At 59.3% G+C, this 17,838-nt stretch carries 13 protein-coding genes; 6 read left to right on the top strand and 7 right to left on the bottom strand.

The window, feature by feature from the left end:
• The first annotated feature begins 72 nt into the window (after positions 1 to 72).
• From G5S37_RS19720 to G5S37_RS19710, 3 genes are all read left to right on the top strand, one after another.
• Entirely contained in the window at positions 73 to 1,572 is a 1,500-nt protein-coding gene (locus G5S37_RS19720; RefSeq protein ID WP_165206159.1) for a hypothetical protein, read from the top strand.
• Positions 1,573 to 1,695: 123 nt separating this feature from the next.
• Positions 1,696 to 2,166, top strand: coding sequence for a nuclear transport factor 2 family protein (locus G5S37_RS19715; RefSeq protein WP_165206158.1), 471 nt, complete (start codon positions 1,696 to 1,698; stop codon positions 2,164 to 2,166).
• 75 nt (positions 2,167 to 2,241) lie between these two features.
• Positions 2,242 to 3,513, top strand: coding sequence for a PQQ-binding-like beta-propeller repeat protein (locus tag G5S37_RS19710; RefSeq protein ID WP_165206157.1), 1,272 nt, complete (start codon positions 2,242 to 2,244; stop codon positions 3,511 to 3,513).
• Positions 3,514 to 4,307: 794 nt separating this feature from the next.
• Here G5S37_RS19710 and G5S37_RS19705 read toward each other — a convergent pair.
• On the bottom strand, positions 4,308 to 4,823 hold the full coding sequence (locus G5S37_RS19705; protein ID WP_240914682.1) for a peptidoglycan endopeptidase: 516 nt from the start codon (positions 4,821 to 4,823) through the stop codon (positions 4,308 to 4,310).
• 407 nt (positions 4,824 to 5,230) lie between these two features.
• Between G5S37_RS19705 and G5S37_RS19700 the strand changes: the two genes are divergently transcribed.
• The gene (locus G5S37_RS19700) at positions 5,231 to 5,926 is read left to right on the top strand and encodes a 7-carboxy-7-deazaguanine synthase QueE (protein ID WP_165206156.1); all 696 of its coding nucleotides are present in this window, start codon (positions 5,231 to 5,233) and stop codon (positions 5,924 to 5,926) included.
• Between the two features lie 153 nt (positions 5,927 to 6,079).
• Here G5S37_RS19700 and G5S37_RS19695 read toward each other — a convergent pair whose 3' ends face one another.
• The gene (locus tag G5S37_RS19695) at positions 6,080 to 6,529 is read right to left on the bottom strand and encodes a GxxExxY protein (protein WP_165206155.1); all 450 of its coding nucleotides are present in this window, start codon (positions 6,527 to 6,529) and stop codon (positions 6,080 to 6,082) included.
• Between the two features lie 325 nt (positions 6,530 to 6,854).
• Positions 6,855 to 9,305 (bottom strand): carboxy terminal-processing peptidase, encoded by a 2,451-nt coding sequence (locus tag G5S37_RS19690; RefSeq protein WP_165206154.1) that lies wholly within the window; start codon positions 9,303 to 9,305, stop codon positions 6,855 to 6,857.
• A 121-nt stretch (positions 9,306 to 9,426) separates the two neighbouring features.
• Between G5S37_RS19690 and G5S37_RS19685 the strand changes: the two genes are divergently transcribed.
• Positions 9,427 to 10,041 carry an MBL fold metallo-hydrolase gene (locus tag G5S37_RS19685; RefSeq protein ID WP_165206153.1) on the top strand — a complete coding sequence of 205 codons (615 nt, stop codon included), beginning with the start codon at positions 9,427 to 9,429 and terminating at the stop codon, positions 10,039 to 10,041.
• Positions 10,042 to 10,071: 30 nt separating this feature from the next.
• On the opposite strand, the gene G5S37_RS19680 is transcribed toward G5S37_RS19685, so the two are convergent.
• From G5S37_RS19680 to G5S37_RS19665, 4 genes are all read right to left on the bottom strand, one after another.
• On the bottom strand, positions 10,072 to 10,683 hold the full coding sequence (locus G5S37_RS19680) for a hypothetical protein (RefSeq protein ID WP_206026065.1): 612 nt from the start codon (positions 10,681 to 10,683) through the stop codon (positions 10,072 to 10,074).
• A 146-nt stretch (positions 10,684 to 10,829) separates the two neighbouring features.
• On the bottom strand, positions 10,830 to 11,423 hold the full coding sequence (locus G5S37_RS19675) for a hypothetical protein (protein ID WP_165206151.1): 594 nt from the start codon (positions 11,421 to 11,423) through the stop codon (positions 10,830 to 10,832).
• Between the two features lie 125 nt (positions 11,424 to 11,548).
• Positions 11,549 to 12,127: a hypothetical protein gene (locus G5S37_RS19670; protein ID WP_165206150.1), complete on the bottom strand. Its 579-nt coding sequence runs from the start codon at positions 12,125 to 12,127 to the stop codon at positions 11,549 to 11,551.
• Positions 12,128 to 12,288: 161 nt separating this feature from the next.
• Entirely contained in the window at positions 12,289 to 14,625 is a 2,337-nt protein-coding gene (locus tag G5S37_RS19665; protein WP_165206149.1) for a hypothetical protein, read from the bottom strand.
• Between the two features lie 318 nt (positions 14,626 to 14,943).
• Here G5S37_RS19665 and G5S37_RS19660 point away from each other — a divergent pair, with 318 nt between their 5' ends.
• Positions 14,944 to 17,031, top strand: a complete 2,088-nt coding sequence (locus G5S37_RS19660; protein WP_165206148.1) for an FAD-dependent oxidoreductase — start codon at positions 14,944 to 14,946, stop codon at positions 17,029 to 17,031.
• The last annotated feature ends 807 nt before the right edge of the window (positions 17,032 to 17,838 follow it).

The raw sequence follows: 17,838 nt of genomic DNA, 5'->3' as shown, positions 1-17,838 counted from the left end.
TTGCCTCCAACGCCCAGCTCCCTTGGCGAACCGAGCACACTAATTTTCAATTCACCTTAACTTCATCACACCATGCCAGGAGAACACATCGACAAGCTCGTCAAGGAATACACCGACAAGATGACCTACACGGGCATGACGAGCGAACAGCGTGCCAAGGCCACGCCTGAGGAAATTGAACTCGATAAGACCAAGTATGGCGCTGAAATTGGCACCCAGATCTTCAAGGAAATCGAGAGCAGCAGTCTGAGCCCTGAAGAGAAGCAGGAGGTCTATCAGAAACTCGTGAAGGCCGGCGTGCAGGACGAACTGGATCACACCCAGGATCCCGCCACCCTGCTGCGCGGAAACACTGCCACGACCAGGTTCATGTCCGACTACATGAACACGTACGCGAAGGAGTACGTGGATGCGATGTACGAGGACACCCTGGAGGCGGCTCTCAAGGCCAAGTCCCAATTGCCGGATTCGCTCGTGGGCAAGAAAGTCGACAGCCCCTACGGCCATATTGAGGATGTGACCGAGGAGGACAAGACCAAGCTCCACAAGGCCTATGGCGAGGTTGCAAAAACGTCGATTGAATCGAGCGAGCGGAACCTCTCCAAGCTCTCACCGGAGGCCCGGGCATTCATGAAGGCCGCCCTGGAACCGGTGGGCACCAACAAGGAGGCGATGAACACGGCCACGGCCAGCACCTTGCTGTTGAGATGCGCTTCCCCCATGATGTCCGCCAATGGCAATTTGCTGCGTGACAATGTGGAGACGCAGGAGGTTGGGAATCTTTTGATGGGTGCGAATATCGCCCTGCAGACCTATGCCAACAGCATGAACCGGTCGCACGACAATCCGCTCCCGTCGACCAAGCCGCAAAACGTGGTATCCAACGGCCTGCGTACCAAGGATGGCATGGAGCAGACCACCTCTGCGTACAAAGCCATTTCGGAGGGCTCGGATTCGATCAACACATTCGTTTCCAAGCTCCCTCCCAAGGTTGGCGACGTGGGCGTGGACCTTTCCAAGGAGGTGGACAACACGAAGCGCGTCACGGAGATCCTGAGGAGGGGCGAACTGAAGCCCTTTGAGGACCGTATCAAGCAACTCGAAGCCACGCAAAAGCAATTGAAGGAAAATCCGACCATCGGCGACCACATCAAGTGCTTCTTCAAGCATGGCCTCAAGGGTGTTCAGGGCGAGATCGATAAAATCGAAGGGAAGATCCAGACTACCTCGATGGCCAGACAAGGAGTGTTTGAAGGCAAGAGTGTCGAAGAACTCCAGCAGAAACTGCAGGGCATGAAGGTGGACCGCGCCGAGTTTGCGCTGGCCATGGAAATGGTCGGGAGAGAGGTGGGTCGGAAAGCCTTGGAAGACGCTCATAACATGACCCCGACCATCAGTGACAACCAGGAGGTGCAAGCCCGAGACACCCACACCCGAGCCAAGGCCGAGAAGGAGAATCTCGACAAGGGTATCAAGCAGCAGGAGAAGGTCCTCTCTGTCCGCGAGAAGCTCGGCCCCAAGGCGCCGCAGCAGGGCCAGGGCGAGAAGCAGGGCAAGAGCCTTAGCGTCTGAGTCCGCGAGAAGAAATCACACCATCTGCCACTCGCGCTGGCGCCGGTCGTTTCCGGCGCCAGCGTTTTCGTTTGGAGCGTAAGGTTGCAGTGAGCAGAAATTTCAATCCCAACCACCATGTCCATGTCCACACCGCGTCCGCCACTCCCTCCCTTCACCGCAGAGACAGCCGCGCAGAAGGTGCGCATGGCGGAGGACGCCTGGAATACGCGGGAGGCGGAGCGCGTGTCACTCGCCTACACGGTCGATAGCATCTGGCGGAATCGCGCGGAATTCCTCGCCGGTCGCGAGGCCATCGTGCAGTTCCTGACCCGCAAGTGGAACAAGGAACTGGAGTATCGCTTGATCAAGGAGCTCTGGGCGTTCCATGGCAACCGCATCGCCGTGCGTTTCGCGTACGAGTGGCATGATGACTCCGGGCAGTGGTTCCGCTCCTACGGCAATGAAAACTGGGAGTTCGATGAGCACGGCTACATGCAGCGTCGCATTGCCAGCATCAATGACCAGCCCATCAAGGAGAGCGAGCGTAAGTACCACTGGCCGCTCGGTCGCCGCCCGGATGACCACCCCTCGCTTTCCGAACTTGGGCTGTAGGCGGCATGACCCCACGAAAAGCGTGTGACGAATGGCGGATCCAAGGTGAACTGTAGCGCCGTTCCTATGGAGACCATGGCACGGACTTTTCGCCGTCATCTCGCACGCCCTCTCGGCGGGGTGCTTTTGTCGTCGCTGCTGGCGGCTGCGCCTCTTGCTCGCGCGGCTGACTGGCCGCAATTTCTCGGTCCCTCGCGAGAAGGCAGGGCTTCGTCTCTGGAGCTCTTCCCTTCCGGCGAGGGTACGGCTATCAACCCCAAGGTGCTCTGGACACATCCGCTCGGCAGCGGGTTTGCGGGGCCGGTGGTGGCGGGTGGCAAGGCCATTGTCTTCCATCGTGTGGAAGACAAGACACTCGTTGAGGCTATTCACGCGCGCGATGGCACGGAGGTCTGGCGCTACAGCTATGAGAACACGTACAAGGACAACTTTGGCATGGATGACGGCCCGCGTGGATGTCCCACCGTGGCCCAGGGAAAGGTGATAGTGCACGGCGCGGAAGGTATGGTGCACGCCCTCAGCCTCGCGGATGGCTCGCTGCTCTGGAAATATGACACGGTCAAGGAGACCAATTCGCCTCAGGGGTTCTTTGGTCGTGCCTGCTCGCCTCTGGTGATAGACGACCGCGTGATCCTCACGCCCGGTGGTCGAAATGAAAAGGGGCCCGCAGGTCTCATCGCGCTGAACCTCGCGGATGGAAAACTCCTCTGGCAGGCCGTGGAGGACGAGGCTGGTTACGCCTCTCCCGCGCTGCACGGTGGCGTGGTCTTCTGCTGGATGCGCAACAACTTCGTGGCTGTCTCGGCCCTGGATGGCCAGGTCCTCCTGCAGAAGGCACTGCGGTCGCAGATGGATGCCTCGGTGAATGCCGCCCAGCCGGTGTGGCTGGCGGATGAGCGCGTCTTCACCAGCGCCGGCTACGGCGTGGGCGCTGACTTGTGGAAATGGACCCGCACCGGCTCGAAATTCACCCGGGTCTGGCACAAGGATGATGCTCTGGAGTGCCACTACAGCACGCCGGTGTTTCACCAGGGCTATCTCTACGGCTTCCACGGTCGGCAGGAGTTCGGCCAGCATCTGCGCTGCATCCGTGCGGAAGATGGAAAAGTGATGTGGGAATCCGGCCGCGTGCCCGGCGGCACCTTGTTGCTGGTGCAGGATACCCTGCTCGTCCTCACGGAAGCCGGCGAGCTGTGGGTGGTGGACGCAAGTCCAGAGAAGTTCAACCGACGTGCCCAGGAGCAAATCCTGCGCGGCGGCCATCGTTCCTATGCCGCGTTTTCCAATGGCGTGCTCTATGCCCGCGATGACCGGCAACTCGTGGCCGTGGAACTGAAGCCTGAGTGAGTAGCTGAAACGCAAAGCAGCGAAGCAGCAAAGTATTTGAAGGAGGTTAGGCGTCCCGCCTGACAGCGGGCGTTAGGCCTCCGGCCTGACGGTAGCGCATGTCTCGCACCTTGCGTGTTCACGCCACAGGACCGCTTCCGATTAACCGCAAAGGGGCAGAGAGGCAAAGGACGCAGAGGATTGGAGGGTTGGGCGCAGTGGTGGGGTGGTGGGGTGGTGGGGTGGTGTGATGTGAAGTGGTGCACCTCGACGCAAAGGCGGCAGAGAGCGCGGAGACAGCGCTGTTTAGGTACATCTCCATCTGAGGCGATGCATCACTTCAAGGAGTGGGGACATTCCTGTCCCCATGTGAGATGAACAGGGGGCTTGGGCATGGGAACTCACTGCGATGGATCTGGATGGCGATTTAACAGATAGGAAATCACTCTTGCAGGTAGCCACCCTCCCATGGGGACAAGAATGTCCCCACTCCTTGACAAGGCGATTCACTCTTGAGGCCAAGTCCACCTTATCGCGACACTCCGCGCTCTCTGCCTCCTTTGCGTCGAGGTGCACTACTTCACATCACACCACAACTCCTTTGCACGATTCCCTCCAATCCTCTGCGTCCTTTGCCTCTCTGCTTCTTTGCGGTTAACCGGAAACAGTCTTGCGGTGTGAACACGCGAAGGTGTGAAATGCCTGTACGAGCTACCGTCAGGCCGGAGGCCTAACGCCCGCTGTCAGGCGGGACGCCTAACCTCCTTCAGCTTCTTTGCTGCTTCGTTGCTTTGCGTTTCACTTTTTTGCGGTTGCTAGAGTCCCGGCGGATGCCTCAGCACGGCGCCTTTGGCGGGGCGGCCGCGGGTGCTCCATTGGGGGCCTTCGCCCTGGCCGTTGTAGCCGGTGTCCAGGCGCAGGCCGGCGATGACGGTGAAGACGTGGCCACGACGGGGATACAGGGTGATCCACTTGCCTGCGCCGGCACTGCCGTAGTCGCGGAACTCCGTGCTGGAAATGGGGCTCCTCAGCAGGCCGGCGTGGTACAGCACATAGGAGGCGGTGCCGGAGCAGTCGTAGCCCACATCCTCCACGCGGCGGTGCCCGCCGCCATAGATGTAGGGCTTGCCAACCAGCCGGTTGCCGGCCGCAATGGCGCGTTTCACCGCCTCAGGAGCGTCCTTGGGAGCGCGCGCGTAGCGGCCTTCCAGCACGGCGGTCTTGCCCGGTACGAACCGGTAAGCGTAGTCCTTGGGCGCGGAGGAGCAGTTCGCCAGCAGGAGGGCAGGGATGCAGGCGAGGAGAAGGTGAAGGAGGCGGCGACAGAACACGGAGCGGAACGGGCGATGTTTAAGATATCTTAAATGATAGGGCGCTGGCTGGCCAGATGGATCTCGCGACCAAGGTCGAGGCGCGCCCTCCCTGAACCCTTCTGCAGCGGTGCGCAAGTCGTCGCTGCGTCAGCTGCCATCTTTGGGAAGTTGATGGTCAGCGGTTGATCGTTGAGGGCCTGAGGGTGATGGGTGTGACCACGTGCATGGGATTCAACGCAGAGACGCAGAGACGCAGAGGAACTTCGGAGACTGAGAGCTTCGATTCGTGCCTGAACCTGCACCACCGGCCCCGCTCGCTTCAGGCTATCAACCATCAACCCTAGGCCATCAACTCATCGCCTCACCGGCAGACGTACTGTTAGCGTTGCCGTTACCGTTTGAGGCGCTCATCATCACCATACCGCATGCGCATTTCCGAGATGTTCTTTTCCGTGCAGGGGGAGGGGAGGCTGGCCGGGGTACCGTCCGTCTTCATCCGCACCTCGGGTTGCAATCTGCGCTGCCATTGGTGTGATACACCTTATGCTTCCTGGAATCCGGAGGGACGGGAGATGAGCGTCGAGGAAATCCTGGCGGAGGTGGAGAAGCATCCTACGCGGTTTGTGGTGGTGACGGGTGGGGAGCCGATGATTGCCAAGGGCATGCCGGACCTGTTGCAGGCGCTGCGGGACGCGGGAAAGCACATCACGATTGAGACGGCAGGTACGGTTGCGCCGGAGGGGGTGCCGTGTGACCTGGCTTCCCTGAGCCCGAAGCTGCACCACTCAACCCCCAGTGTGGAGCAGGCGGGAAAGGCTTGGCATGAGCGCCATGAAGAGACACGCTGGCAGCCGGAGGTGGTGCGCGCGTGGTGCGAGGGCTATGAGCACCAGTTGAAATTCGTGGTCAGCAGCGAGGCGGATTGTGCCGAAGTGGAGGGGATGATTGCGGAGGCCCAGGTGAAGACGCCGCCAGAAAATGTGCTGCTGATGCCCGAGGGAAAGACGGTGGAAGGCCTGCACGAATCCGCGCTGAAGGTCGTGGAGTGGTGCAAGGAGCGCGGGTGGCGGTACTGCCCGAGGATCCATGTGGATCTGTATGGGAATACGCGCGGGACGTAGGCGGGTATGCGCGTGGTGGGAGATGGTGCGTATCGGCCTTGGGTCATGGGTGTTGTCACGTGCATTGGATTCAACGCAGAGACACAGAGACGCAGAGGAACTTCGGAGACTGAGTACTGAGGGCCTCCGTGGGACAAGTGTGAAGGTGTTTGGTCAGCCTCGTGGCTGCCTGCGGCGCAAATGAGTGTCGGGAACATCCTCAATCACGTCTGCCCGGCTGTTCACGATTCTGGTGATGCCCGCTGTCATAACACTGACATGGAAATTTAGGAGCAGGCCCAATGCTCGATTGGTGAGTCTCAGATAGGAAAGCAGCTGAGCTTGGTGGACGGGAAGTATTCCCTCCACCGCTTTCAATTCCAGAATCACGGTATCTTCGACCATGATGTCGACAATAAGTTCCTTCTCCAGTGGACGTCCCTTGTACGAAACAGGCAGGGGGAGTCGACTTTGAACATTGAGCCTTCGGCTTCGAAGCTCTTCTACCAAACAGACTTCGTAGACTGACTCAAGGAGTCCCGGTCCTAGTTCCTTATGCACTTCAATGGCTGCACCGATGACTTGCCCGGAGAGGTGGTTGAGGCTCGAACGATGGTACGTCATGCCAATGGGTGCGCGAACTTGAAAAGGTGTGGAATAAAATCAAGCTGCTAACTTCCTTGAATGCTTACGCCAATCGCGAACAATGCCTCTCAAGGTGAAGCGCCTCCGGAATCTCAGTCTCCGAAGTTCCTCTGCGTCTCTGTGTCTCTGCGTTGAATCCAATGCAGGTGACCCCGCCTACATCCCTCTAACCGGACTACTCCCTGCCGCTCTCCTTTCCTTGCGCTCCGCTTCGCTCGGTCAGTTGCATTCTCTTCCTCAAAACAACAAAGGGCAGACCTTGCGGCCTGCCCTTCGAAAGTGATTTCAGTCAGGATGACGGGGCCTACGACCCATTTGCCTTCCGCGCGTCGCTCGTATTCGCGGTTTGCGCTGGGCGGCTGGAGAGCTGGATGAGGTCGCGCAGCACGTGCAGCGTTTCCAGCTTGGCGGGTTCCATGCCGTAGGGGAAGAGCTTCAGGTCGGCGGTGCCGTCTTCGTCATCTTCAGCTTCGGCAACACGCATGCCAGTGGCCTGCTCCTTGGTGAAGGCAGATTCCTTCAGCAGGTCGGGCTTGTCCACATTGTCCAGCGTCAGGCGGAACTGGTCGAAACCAGCCTTCTCCGTCTTGGCCAGCTCCTCGACGCGGGTCTTGCGCTCAGCCTTGCGGGTTTCGCCACGGGCCCGGTTCTCATCGATTTCCTTCTGGCGGTCCTTCTCGTTGAGACTGATGGTATTGCGGTCGATGCGCTCCTTCAGACGGGTGGTGTCTTCCAAGGTGTACTGGAACTCAGGATTGGCCGCGATGCGGGTTTCCACACGGCTGCGGATCTCGTTGAGCGGCAACGGAGTCTTCGTGGCGTAGGTGAAGGTACGGGGCGGGATGGTGTCGTACGGCAGCGCATTCGGCAGCGAGTCTTCGCCGATTTCCATCACGTCGCGGAGCGAAGGGAGCTGCACGTCGGGGATCACACCCTTGAGCTGGGTGGAACCACCGGCGATGCGGTAGAACTTCTGGATGGTCACCTTCAAGGCGCCGGCGCGGCTCTTGTCGCTGAAGAAGGGCATGTAGCGCTCCACCGGCAGGATGGTCTGCACTGTGCCTTTGCCGAAGGTGGATTTCTCACCGATGATCACCGCGCGACGGTAGTCCTGCAGGGCGGCGGCGAAGATCTCGCTGGCGCTGGCACTGGCCTTGTCCGTGAGCACCACGAGGGGGCCTTCATACACGGCGCGCTCGTTCTCGCAATCGCGCCAGGTGATGGCGTCTCTCCAGTCCTTGGCCTGGACCACGGGGCCCTTGGGAACGAAGAGGCCGGTGAGCTTGATGGCTTCCTCAAGGGAACCGCCACCGTTGCCGCGCAGATCCACCACGAGGCCTTCAATCTTCTCGGCCATGAGGCGCTTCAGCAGGCGCTGGACGTCCGCCGTGCAGCTCACGGTGCCTTCTTCCATGTCCGCGTAGAAGGCGGAGAGGTTGATCCAGCCCAGCTTGGAGGACTTGCCGTCGACAGCCGGGGTCTGGATGAGCTCGGCGTTGGCCAGCTTTTCCTTCAGTTCCACCTCACCACGCACGATGGAGATGATGTGGGTCTCGGAGGGGTCTTCGGAACCAGCGGGGTTCACGCGCAGGCGTACCACGGAGCCGTCCTTGCCGCGGATCATTTCCACGATCTTCTGCAGCTTCATGTACTTGATGTCCACCCAGTCGCCGGTACCGCCGGAGGTGTCGCCCTGACCCACGGCCAGGATGCGGTCGCCGATTTTCAGCTCGCCCTGCTTGTCTGCGGGGCCGCCGACCACGATGCCCTGGATTTCGGCCACGTTGTCCTTGCTGCTCAGGAGGGCGCCGATGCCCACCAGCGAGTGCTGCATGGTGATCTTGAAGTTGTCCGTCTCCTGCTGGCTCATGTACTCCGTGTGCGGGTCATAGCTGCCGGCGAGGCAGGAGAGGAAGTAGTTCACGATGTCTTCCTGCTCGTTCTCAGCGAGCTGCTCCAGCAGGCGCTCGTAGCGCTTCAGCACGCGCTGTTCGGGGGATTCTTCGGGCTCATCCTTGGCCTTGGCCTTGGCAACCACCGGGGCGCCGGGCTTCTTGCCCGACTTGGCATCCGTGACGGCGGCCTTGTCTTCTACCTTCTGGGCCTTGGACGGGGCGCTCGCGTCTTCAGCCTTCGTGGGGGTGGCGGCTGTTTTGTTGCCATCTGCGGACTTGGGGTCAGCTTTGGCGGACTTTTCCTTTTCCTCGGCCTTGCGCTTCTTGGCTTCTTCACGGGCACGGTCGGTGAGGCGCTCGGCCAGCAGGTCACCTTCGATGAGGTCCGTCCACAGGGCGTCTGCGGCGGCCACATCCTTGGGCCAGGGGGCCTTCTCGCGCTTCACGTCGATGACACGGCTGGAATCGAAAGTGAACTTCTTGGTTTCCAGTGTCTTCTTGGCGAAGGCCACGCGTTCCTTCACGCGCTCCTCGTAGCGGTAGTAGATGTCCAGCGCGGGGCTGATGTTCCGGGTGTGGATGTGTTTGTCCAGGGTACCGGAGTAGTCACTGCGGAACTTGTCCACATCGTCCTGAGTGAAGTAGATGTGGCTGTAGTCCAGGAAGTTCAGGTAGGCTTCCAGCAGCTTCTTGGACACCGTCTCATCAAATTCCTGATGGGAGAGGTGGTGATTCTGCAGCATGTAGGCCACGTGCATGGCCACTTGTCCGAAATTGGTCTCCGCGCGGGCAGGAGAGGGAGCGGTAGCCCAAACGGTCAGCAGGGCCACCGTCGAAAAGAGCGATGAGGCTTTGCGCATAGTAAGCACAGGGGTGTTTCTTGACACAGTAACAGGTAGTACGCCGGTCAAGCCGGGGTAATTCGAAAGATTGTCGCTTTTCTAGTTTGAAAAGTCCACCTCTTTCCAGCTAATCCGTGCCATGCTTCGCATCTCTACCTTCACCGGCGGCATTGCCCAGACCAATGGATTTTTGGTGAACACGCCTACGGATACGTTCCTGGTCGATGCGCCGGATGGCATTGCCGACTGGCTGCGGCGTCAGGGGGTGAGGGTCTCACACCTGCTGCTGACCCACCAGCATTTCGACCACGTGCTGGATGCGGCGGAAATCCAGCAGGAGCATGGCGCCAGAGTCTGGGCCTTCGCTCCGTTTTCCCGCGATCTGACTCTGGAGGTCCTCTTCGGCTTCGCGACTGGCACCAGTGTCTCGGTGCCGGAGTTCGCGGTGGACGAAGTCCTGGAAGGGAGAGACTCCATCGAGGTGGGGGGGCTGCCGTGGAAGCTGGCCCACATCCCGGGCCATTCCGCGGACAGTGTCACCTTCTATAGCGAGGCAGAGAAATTGGTCTTCGGCGGCGATGTGCTCTTCGCAGGTGGCGTGGGTCGTACCGATTTCCCGGGAGGCAGTGAGGACTTGCTGCTGGCCGGTATTGAAAAACCCCTGCTCTCCCTGCCGGACGAGACCCGCGTGCTGCCCGGTCACATGGAGGAGACCACCATCGGCGAAGAGCGCGTGGGGAATCCTTTCTTGTAAGGGGGAGTGAGAGCGCCCCATGGGCGTCATTCACTCCTGCGAGAGGGCCAGCTCAAATTCCTGACCACCCACCGTGGAGGCGAATTTCACCATGCCGACCCAGGGGGCATAGTGCGTGACGGAGTAGGCGGGCATGCCATCGACAGTTCCCCATGAGTTTACCCTCAAGCACTTGTGGTACGTCTTTCCGGCCACCTCTACGGATTCAATCGCCGCGATTTCGCTCTCGGTGTGTTCCTTCCCGACTTGATAGCGCCATTTCTGCCCGATCTTAGGGGGGAGCGGCAGTTCCAGGTACTCCTCCGAGGTCAATTCGGAGGACCTCCGCGAGTAAATTCCGTCCTTTCCCAGCCGCGAGTAGGTGACCCTGTTTTTTGTCCCGGGAGAATTGTGCCTCAGGACCATCTTGCGGTAGGTGTGGCCGTCAATGGTAACCGTTTCGTCGTGGGTGAGGGTGGCATGTTGTCCAAACGTGGAGGACAAGGATCCCCTTTGAGCATGGATATAGAATCCAGTGGTCGACCGAAAGGTGTACTTGTGACTGTCTCCACCAGAAGGGTAAAAGTATTCCGCGCCCTCCGGTCTGCCAAAGGCATTCCAGCCGACGAGCCCCAGAAGTGCGAGAACAAGTATCTTCTTCATGAAAAAACGGAGGGATGCTTGCGGGCCTCCCTGGCACATAGCCTCGTCTATGATGGGGGGAGATAAGGAAAAATCAATAGTCGAAATGATCCAATACCGGCTCTTTGGTGACGTGGGTCATGGATTATCTTTCCCTGACTTCCGCGTCATCCAGCCTTGCGGACCATCTCGATGGAACGTTTTTCTCCGCCACTCGTGTAGTGCATTTTCACCAGGCCCACATCAGGCGCGTAGACGGTCGTCCGGCTCATTGCAGTTCTGTCGTAGTGTCCCGAGGACTGGATATGCACACACTGGGGATAGACTTTGGTGGAGGTTTCCAGAGACTGGATGCGCAACATCCTGTTTTTGCGCACATAACCGTTAATCATGTCCTGCCATTCGTTGCCGGCTCTCAGCGGAAACGGAACAAGGGGGTACTCCGGTGCTTCTTTTTTGGGTGCAAAGGTGCGGGCATAGATGCCGTCCTCCGTGAGGCGGGTGAAGAGATATTCATCGGGCATCCCGAGCTTGGGCTCGAACACGAAGGTGAACTTGTGATACTCGATGCCATTGAACGTGACAGTGCCGCCATACTGCATCTTTGCCGTGCCTGAATACAAGGAATTGGGAGTCGCGACCGTCACATCAAACAGCGCCTCCTTGATGCTGTAATAACGCGAAGCCTCCGGTATGGGGGGCGTGTGGAGGTAGAACCACACAAAGAAGGCGCCGATGAGAAAACCAAGGATTGTTTTCATGCGTGCACAGATAGCTATGTTTCTTTATTCGATATTGGCGTTCTTCGAAAAAGAAATCAAGCCAATGACATCATAATGGCCCACTATTCACGGGCGGTGTTGATAGGGCCAGGATTCCCTGTTTCCTATTCTTCGAGCGTCATCTCCACCGTTGCCGCCGGGAATTTCATCACAGCTTTCACCTGCCCAACTCCTGGGGCGTGGTAGACGGTCGATTCTATGGAGCCGGACTCGCTGATGCCCTTGCTCACGACTTTGACACATTGCTCGTACGACTTCTGGGAAGTATGCACCGTCTCGATGGAGACAATTTCCTTCTCCACGACGTTGCCATTCACATTGTAGCGCCATTTACGTCCTACTTCCGGGGGAAGTGGCAGGTCCAGGAACTGTGCCTCCTGTTTGTCCGTGCTACGGCGGGAATAGATGCCGTCGTTCTCCGCTCGCATGTAGGTGGTTACGGTCTTGGAGCCGGGTATGCCGTCGAAGTTGATGACGCACTTGCTGTATTCGCGACCATCGATCTTCACCGTGCTCTCGTTGCGGATGGTGACTCCTCCTTCTAGATGTCCTTGATTTGCCGTCACCTTGACGCGGTAGCGCTGGCTCTGGCCGTCCTTGGGGTAGAGATATTCGGATGCGGGACTGCGGTAGGCATTCCACACGACCAGTGCGATAAGAGCAATAACCAGAAGGTATTTCATGGTGTTGATGTCGCCGTCCTATGGATAGACTTTGGCGACGCTCATGTATCATGAGCGGGAAGTGTGGGGAAATCAAACGAGGAGTCTGGCACGCTCCTCCTTCAGGCGTTCAATGCTGGGAAAATACCTCGCTGGCCGCTGGGGGTTCCAAGGCACTGCACTCACTGGGGGAGAACGGCGGGGCGTGCCTTCATGTGGTACTTGTAGGCCGAGAGCTGATACTTGAACGTTGGTATAAATTCGGCTTCCCCTCCGGCAACGGGGGCGAGCTTGAAGGCCACCACCTGGGGAGATGAAAAGGCGGGATTGCTCCGCCACTCGGCGAAGTGTGGAGCCGCTGGAAAGAACGGACTCACCAAAAAGCCTTCGGCTGCGAGCTCGGGAACGAAGGTCCGCTTGACCTCCTCGCCGGTATCAAGCCGGAGGGTGATCTCGCACTGCGTGCCCTGATATAAGAAGCGCTTCAGGCGGCCGTAGCCAGTCCTCAGAGTTTCCACCCGGAGGGAGAGCAGCCTTCCGGGTTCGGAGACGAACTTCACCCACTTGCCCCAGGGAGTGCTCTTGGAGGACTTCACTTTGGTCCAGGTGCTTTCCCTGGCATTGGGGTCTTCTTCGAGCAGGACAAAACCACGATCTTCCCAAAGGGGCCTCCATCGGGTGGCTAGATGCAGCAGCAGGGGAGCATCTTCCAGCCAGGGATGCCGGCCATCGATGGGCCCGAGGTGAAGGAGGGCGTAGCGCGGTTTGGTGGCTGGGGAGAGGTAATGCGCCAGATTCATCCTCTGCAGTTCCGGGGAGCCTGCTGCATAGCCTTGGAATATCGGACGCGGAGCATAGTTCATGTGGTTGGCGACCGCCCACACTTGAGTGTTGGTGATCACATCCACGGTCTCTGTTCCCACCATCTTGGTGAGGTTGGGAAGGTCTGCCTCAGCGCGTAGTGTGGGGTTCAGGTCGGCCACTCCAGGGAGCCGGAAATCAGGGGACAGGGTGGCCAGTGCTTTACGATGGGCGCCTCGACTTAGTGAAAAGGGGATGCGCAGGCTTACTGCGGGGTTCCCTGTATAGACCAGCATCGAACCGAGCGTGCATACGACGACGACAACCAGAGCGACAGTAGTCAGTCGCGCCCTGACCAGACGAACTTCATTTCCAGCTCCCGAGGGCGAATTGCAGCTCAGGCTCACGAGCCAGGCCGGAACCGGGCAGGCCCAGAGCAGGAGAATGACATATGGTGCGGCCACCCACAGGAACAGGAACACATGGCCCATGTCTCCACGTACAAAGCCATGCTTCCAGGAGATGAAGGCGCATCCGAGGATCATCAGGACTTTGACCAGATTCCTGAGCTTCTGCGGCCAGGGAGACGCCCAAAGACCCGCGAGGCTCAGGAGTATCAGCGCCACCGCTGCAGTCACCGCGGCGAAGAGCAATCCTGCAGGGGCAGGGATGGACATGGTGTCATAGCCCCCGGAGATTTTCAGTGCGTTGGAGATGTACAGAGGAAGGCCGCTCAGCTGCTGTCCGCTGAATACCCAGACGGCAATACCGAGAACGCCGAACGGGACCACCTTCACCAAGGCACTCTTCCACTGTCCGCACAGGAGGTAGTAGAGCGCCACGGCTCCCAGCATGCCGGACCAGGCGACCACATTCGTGAACTTGCAACTGAACATGATGGCCCCGTAGGCGGCCAGTCCCAGCACCTCCAGTCCCGCGACCACCACGGACCGGGGAGGGGACATGAGCACGACGCCCACCGTGGCGGCCGTCATGACCTCCGTCCCGGGACTCAGCAGCAGCCACGCCCACGGGAGATACCGGTACTGTTTGGGGAGGATAAACGCCACTCTGAACGCCAGGTATGCGGCCACTGTGGCACTGGCCCAGCCGAAGAGCGCGCGCTCCGTGGCAAATCCTCCCAAGCCGCTTTCCGTGGTGAGGAAGCCGAGCGGCCCATAGGTGTAGATGATTTGACCTCCGAAGCTCAGACCATGCGCGGCGGCGTACTCCAGCACTTGCTGCCAAGACCTCTCCAGGTCGATCGCCACCAGGCCGTGATATCCAGCAATATCGAAAGCATGGGAGGCGATCGACAACCACAAAACCATCCCTGCGAAGCCTTTCGCAAGGATGCCAACCCTGCCTCGGGTCGAAGCTCCTTTCCACGCGAGTGCGAGCTTCCGGGTGCTGGTCCACCCGAGTGCAAGAGACCCCAGTACCCCCAGGAGGAGGGCCAGCACCAGGGGCACACGCACCCACGGCAGGCTTGCGACCTTGGGGGTGCTTTTTGTGATCGCGGGAGTAGTGGCGGTGGCGGCCGGTGCCTGGACCGCGGATCCCTGTTGAGGGGTGGCCACCACTTCCTCGGGCTGGGAGGTCGGTGGCGACGCCGACTGGGCACCCTCAGGCAACAAGCCAAGGAGAACGACAGCGATGAGCGGAAGCGCGAAGCGAAGAAGGTGCGGAGTCTGGGAGTGGCAGGCCTTTGGCAACATTGGAAAGGGGCATGTGCTGCCTGACAGCGAGGGCATTTACAAGCGGGAAAATAGCAGTTCGGAATAAATGAATAAATGAAACCGGCCACGTTCTGAGGATGACATGTAGCTCATGCCATGGACAGCGGATGGCACCGTTCCCCCGGACCTGTTTCAACTTCGGAGGCTCCTCCTTCTGAAAGCGTAATTCTTCCTGTCCAAGAATCCGATTTCGGACCTTGGTCCAGAACACGGAATACACGCACCTGCCGTGCGAGAGCGCGCACGGTGATGCGTTCTCTTTTCCGGTTTCACACGTTCCACCGCACCTGACTCACGATGTTTCCCAAACGGACCCTGCTTCTGGCTGTCGCCTCACTCACCTCGACACTTGCTGCCGAGGAAGCTCAAAAATTTGACGTCGTCGTGTACGGCGGCACGTCTGGTGGCGTCACCGCTGCCATCCAGTCGGCGAAGATGGGCAAGACGGTGGTGCTCATTGAGCCCACGAAGTTCCTCGGCGGCCTCACCACCGGCGGCCTGGGCGCCACGGACATTGGCAACAAGAAGGCCATCGGCGGCATCTCGCGTGAGTTTTATCACCGCATCTGGCAGCACTACCAGAATGACAAGGAGTGGCGCCAGCAGACGCGCGATCAGTATTTCGCCAAGCGTCCCCATGGAAACAGCGCCACGGAGAATACCATGTGGACCTTCGAGCCACATGTGGCCAGCAAGGTGTATGACACCTGGATTGCCGAGGCCAAGGTGCCTGTGGTCTTTGGGGAGCGCCTGGACTTGAAGAATGGCGTGAAGAAGGACGGAGCGAAGATCACCGAGATCATCATGGAGAGCGGCAAGCGCTTCTCCGGGAAGATGTTCATCGATGCCACCTATGAGGGCGACCTCATGGCGAAGGCCGGAGTGAAATACCACGTGGGCCGCGAGGCGAACGCCACCTACGGCGAGACGCTCAATGGCGTGCAGGTGGGCCGCTCGAAGAGCCACCAGTTCAAGGTGGACGTGGATCCTTATGTGATTCCCGGTGATCCAAAGAGCGGCATCATCCCCGGCGTGCAGAAGGAAGGCCCGGGCGAGGAGTTCGCAGGTGACCACCGCGTGCAGGCCTACAACTACCGCATGTGCAGCACGGATGACGAGCAGAACCGCATCCCCTGGCCGAAGCCCGCGAACTACGACGAGAAGCACTTCGAACTCGCCCTGCGCAATGTGGAGGCCGGTGACGACCGCAACTCGTGGGCGCCCACACCCATGCCCAATCGCAAGACGGACACGAACAACAACTTCGCCGTCAGCACGGATAACATCGGCATGAACTATGAGTATCCCGATGCGGACTACGCCAAGCGCGAAAAAATCGTGCAGGAGCATCGCGATTATCAGATGGGCCTCATGTGGACCTATGCGAACCATCCCCGCGTGCCGGAGAAGATGCGTGCCGCCTTCTCCAAGCTCGGCCTGTGCAAGGATGAATTCGCCGACAGCGGCCACTGGCCCCGCCAGCTCTACGTGCGCGAAGCACGTCGTATGATTGGCGACTACGTGATGTCTGAGAAGAACTGCCGCCGTCTCGAAGTGGTGGAGGACAGCGTGGGCATGGGCGCCTACAACATGGACTCGCACAACGTGCAGCGCTACATCACCAAGGAAGGCAAGGTGCGCAATGAAGGTGATGTGCAGGTGGGGGTGCGTCCTTATCCCGTGAGCTTCCGCAGCATCCGTCCCAAGGCGGAGGAGTGCACGAATCTCCTCGTGCCCATCTGCCTGAGCGCCTCCCACATTGCCTACGGCAGCATCCGCATGGAGCCCGTGTTCATGGTGCTCGGCCAGAGCTCTGCCACCGCGGCGGTGCAGGCCATCGACCAGGGCGTGGACATTCAGAAAATCGACTACGCGAAGCTCAAGGAGCGCCTGCTGGCGGACGGCCAGGTGCTGGATTTTGAATCCCCTCCCATCCCCGTGGCAGCGGTGGTGGACAAGGAGAAGCTCGGCGGCATCATCGTGGATGACCTGCAGGCGAAGCTCACCGGCTTCGAGTCGCATGGCACCACCTCGCATCCGTTCATTGGCGAAGGCTATGCGCACGACAACAACGAGGGGAAGGGCACGCAGAAGGCCGTCTTCACCGCGAAGCTCCCGAAGGCCGGCAGCTATGAAGTGCGCATCGGCTACACAGCCCTGAGCAACCGCGCCAGCAATGTCCCCGTGACCGTGCATTATGTCGGTGGCTCAAAGACGGTGAAGGTGAACCAGAAGAACAAGCCCTCCGTGGAAGGTTACCTGCAGCCGGTGGGAACCTTCACCTTCAACGAAGGCGAGGAAGCCAGCGTGGAAATCTCCAACGAAGGCACAGATGGCCACGTGATCGTGGACGTGGTGCAGTGGCTGCCCGTGGGGAAAAAATAAGCGGACTTTCTGCGCGAAGGTTTCGAAGAACGATCACTGGTAGAGTTAGATACCCCGCCTGCCCAATCTACGGGCGGCGGGGTAATTTTTTTGGTGGGGCTGTGGTCCGGCGTCGTGCATGTTCCTGTATTGTTCCGATGCCCTGGACATGGCGCGGAACCAATGTCTTCACATTTGAATAGCCGCGCAGGCCCTACGCCGAAGGCGTTGTACATTGTCCAGCCCAAGGTCAGCTTGCGAAGCAAGCGCCACCTTGGGTGGTGTCAGAAGCGAATCGAACGCCGAAGGTGTTCCACAAACAGCAGTTAGGGCCGGATAATGTGGCATACCGCTTGACCGTCTTTGTGGAACACCTGCGGCGTTCATAAATCATCGTGCGGTCCCAGGGTGGCGCCCGCTTCGCGGGCTGACCCTGGGCTATGCATGTGCAACGCCTTCGGCGTAGGAGCTGCCATGAGTTGTGCTTTCCACGTTCGAGTTTTTCTCTACGTCGAATCCCATGCACCTTGCAGCCGGCGCCTTGTTCGATGGGATGTCCATTAATGGAAAATATCCGCAGGTTCAGCCCGAACTCCGGAGACGTTTACATTCTACTAAAGGTGAAACTTCTTTTAGGTTAGCTCTCCCATTTGGTGCCGCCCCGGTTGGTGATTCGTTCCCATCCCCTTCACTGCGACCTGTATAGACAAAAATTATCGAAGGGAATTATTTTTGTTCCAGTGATTGCCCGCAATTGCGGGCTCAGCATGTTTACCTATTGCATCCTATACCATGGTGGGATGCACCCTATTGCGCAGTTTGCTGCGA

Source organism: Roseimicrobium sp. ORNL1, assembly GCF_011044495.1.
Taxonomy (GTDB): Bacteria; Verrucomicrobiota; Verrucomicrobiia; order Verrucomicrobiales; family Verrucomicrobiaceae; genus Roseimicrobium.
The sequence above is the reverse complement of the archived record's forward strand: the minus strand, read 5'-3'. Positions and strand labels throughout refer to the sequence as shown.

Bases quoted from the DNA above. Each gene is read 5' to 3' on its own strand.
- G5S37_RS19720 (WP_165206159.1), top strand. From the start codon at position 73: ATGCCAGGAGAACACATCGACAAGCTCGTCAAGGAATACACCGACAAG.
- G5S37_RS19715 (WP_165206158.1), top strand. From the start codon at position 1,696: ATGTCCACACCGCGTCCGCCACTCCCTCCCTTCACCGCAGAGACAGCC.
- G5S37_RS19710 (WP_165206157.1), top strand. From the start codon at position 2,242: ATGGCACGGACTTTTCGCCGTCATCTCGCACGCCCTCTCGGCGGGGTG.
- G5S37_RS19700 (WP_165206156.1), top strand. From the start codon at position 5,231: ATGCGCATTTCCGAGATGTTCTTTTCCGTGCAGGGGGAGGGGAGGCTG.
- G5S37_RS19695 (WP_165206155.1), bottom strand. From the start codon at position 6,529: ATGACGTACCATCGTTCGAGCCTCAACCACCTCTCCGGGCAAGTCATC.
- G5S37_RS19690 (WP_165206154.1), bottom strand. From the start codon at position 9,305: ATGCGCAAAGCCTCATCGCTCTTTTCGACGGTGGCCCTGCTGACCGTT.
- G5S37_RS19685 (WP_165206153.1), top strand. From the start codon at position 9,427: ATGCTTCGCATCTCTACCTTCACCGGCGGCATTGCCCAGACCAATGGA.
- G5S37_RS19680 (WP_206026065.1), bottom strand. From the start codon at position 10,683: ATGAAGAAGATACTTGTTCTCGCACTTCTGGGGCTCGTCGGCTGGAAT.
- G5S37_RS19675 (WP_165206151.1), bottom strand. From the start codon at position 11,423: ATGAAAACAATCCTTGGTTTTCTCATCGGCGCCTTCTTTGTGTGGTTC.
- G5S37_RS19670 (WP_165206150.1), bottom strand. From the start codon at position 12,127: ATGAAATACCTTCTGGTTATTGCTCTTATCGCACTGGTCGTGTGGAAT.
- G5S37_RS19665 (WP_165206149.1), bottom strand. From the start codon at position 14,625: ATGTTGCCAAAGGCCTGCCACTCCCAGACTCCGCACCTTCTTCGCTTC.
- G5S37_RS19660 (WP_165206148.1), top strand. From the start codon at position 14,944: ATGTTTCCCAAACGGACCCTGCTTCTGGCTGTCGCCTCACTCACCTCG.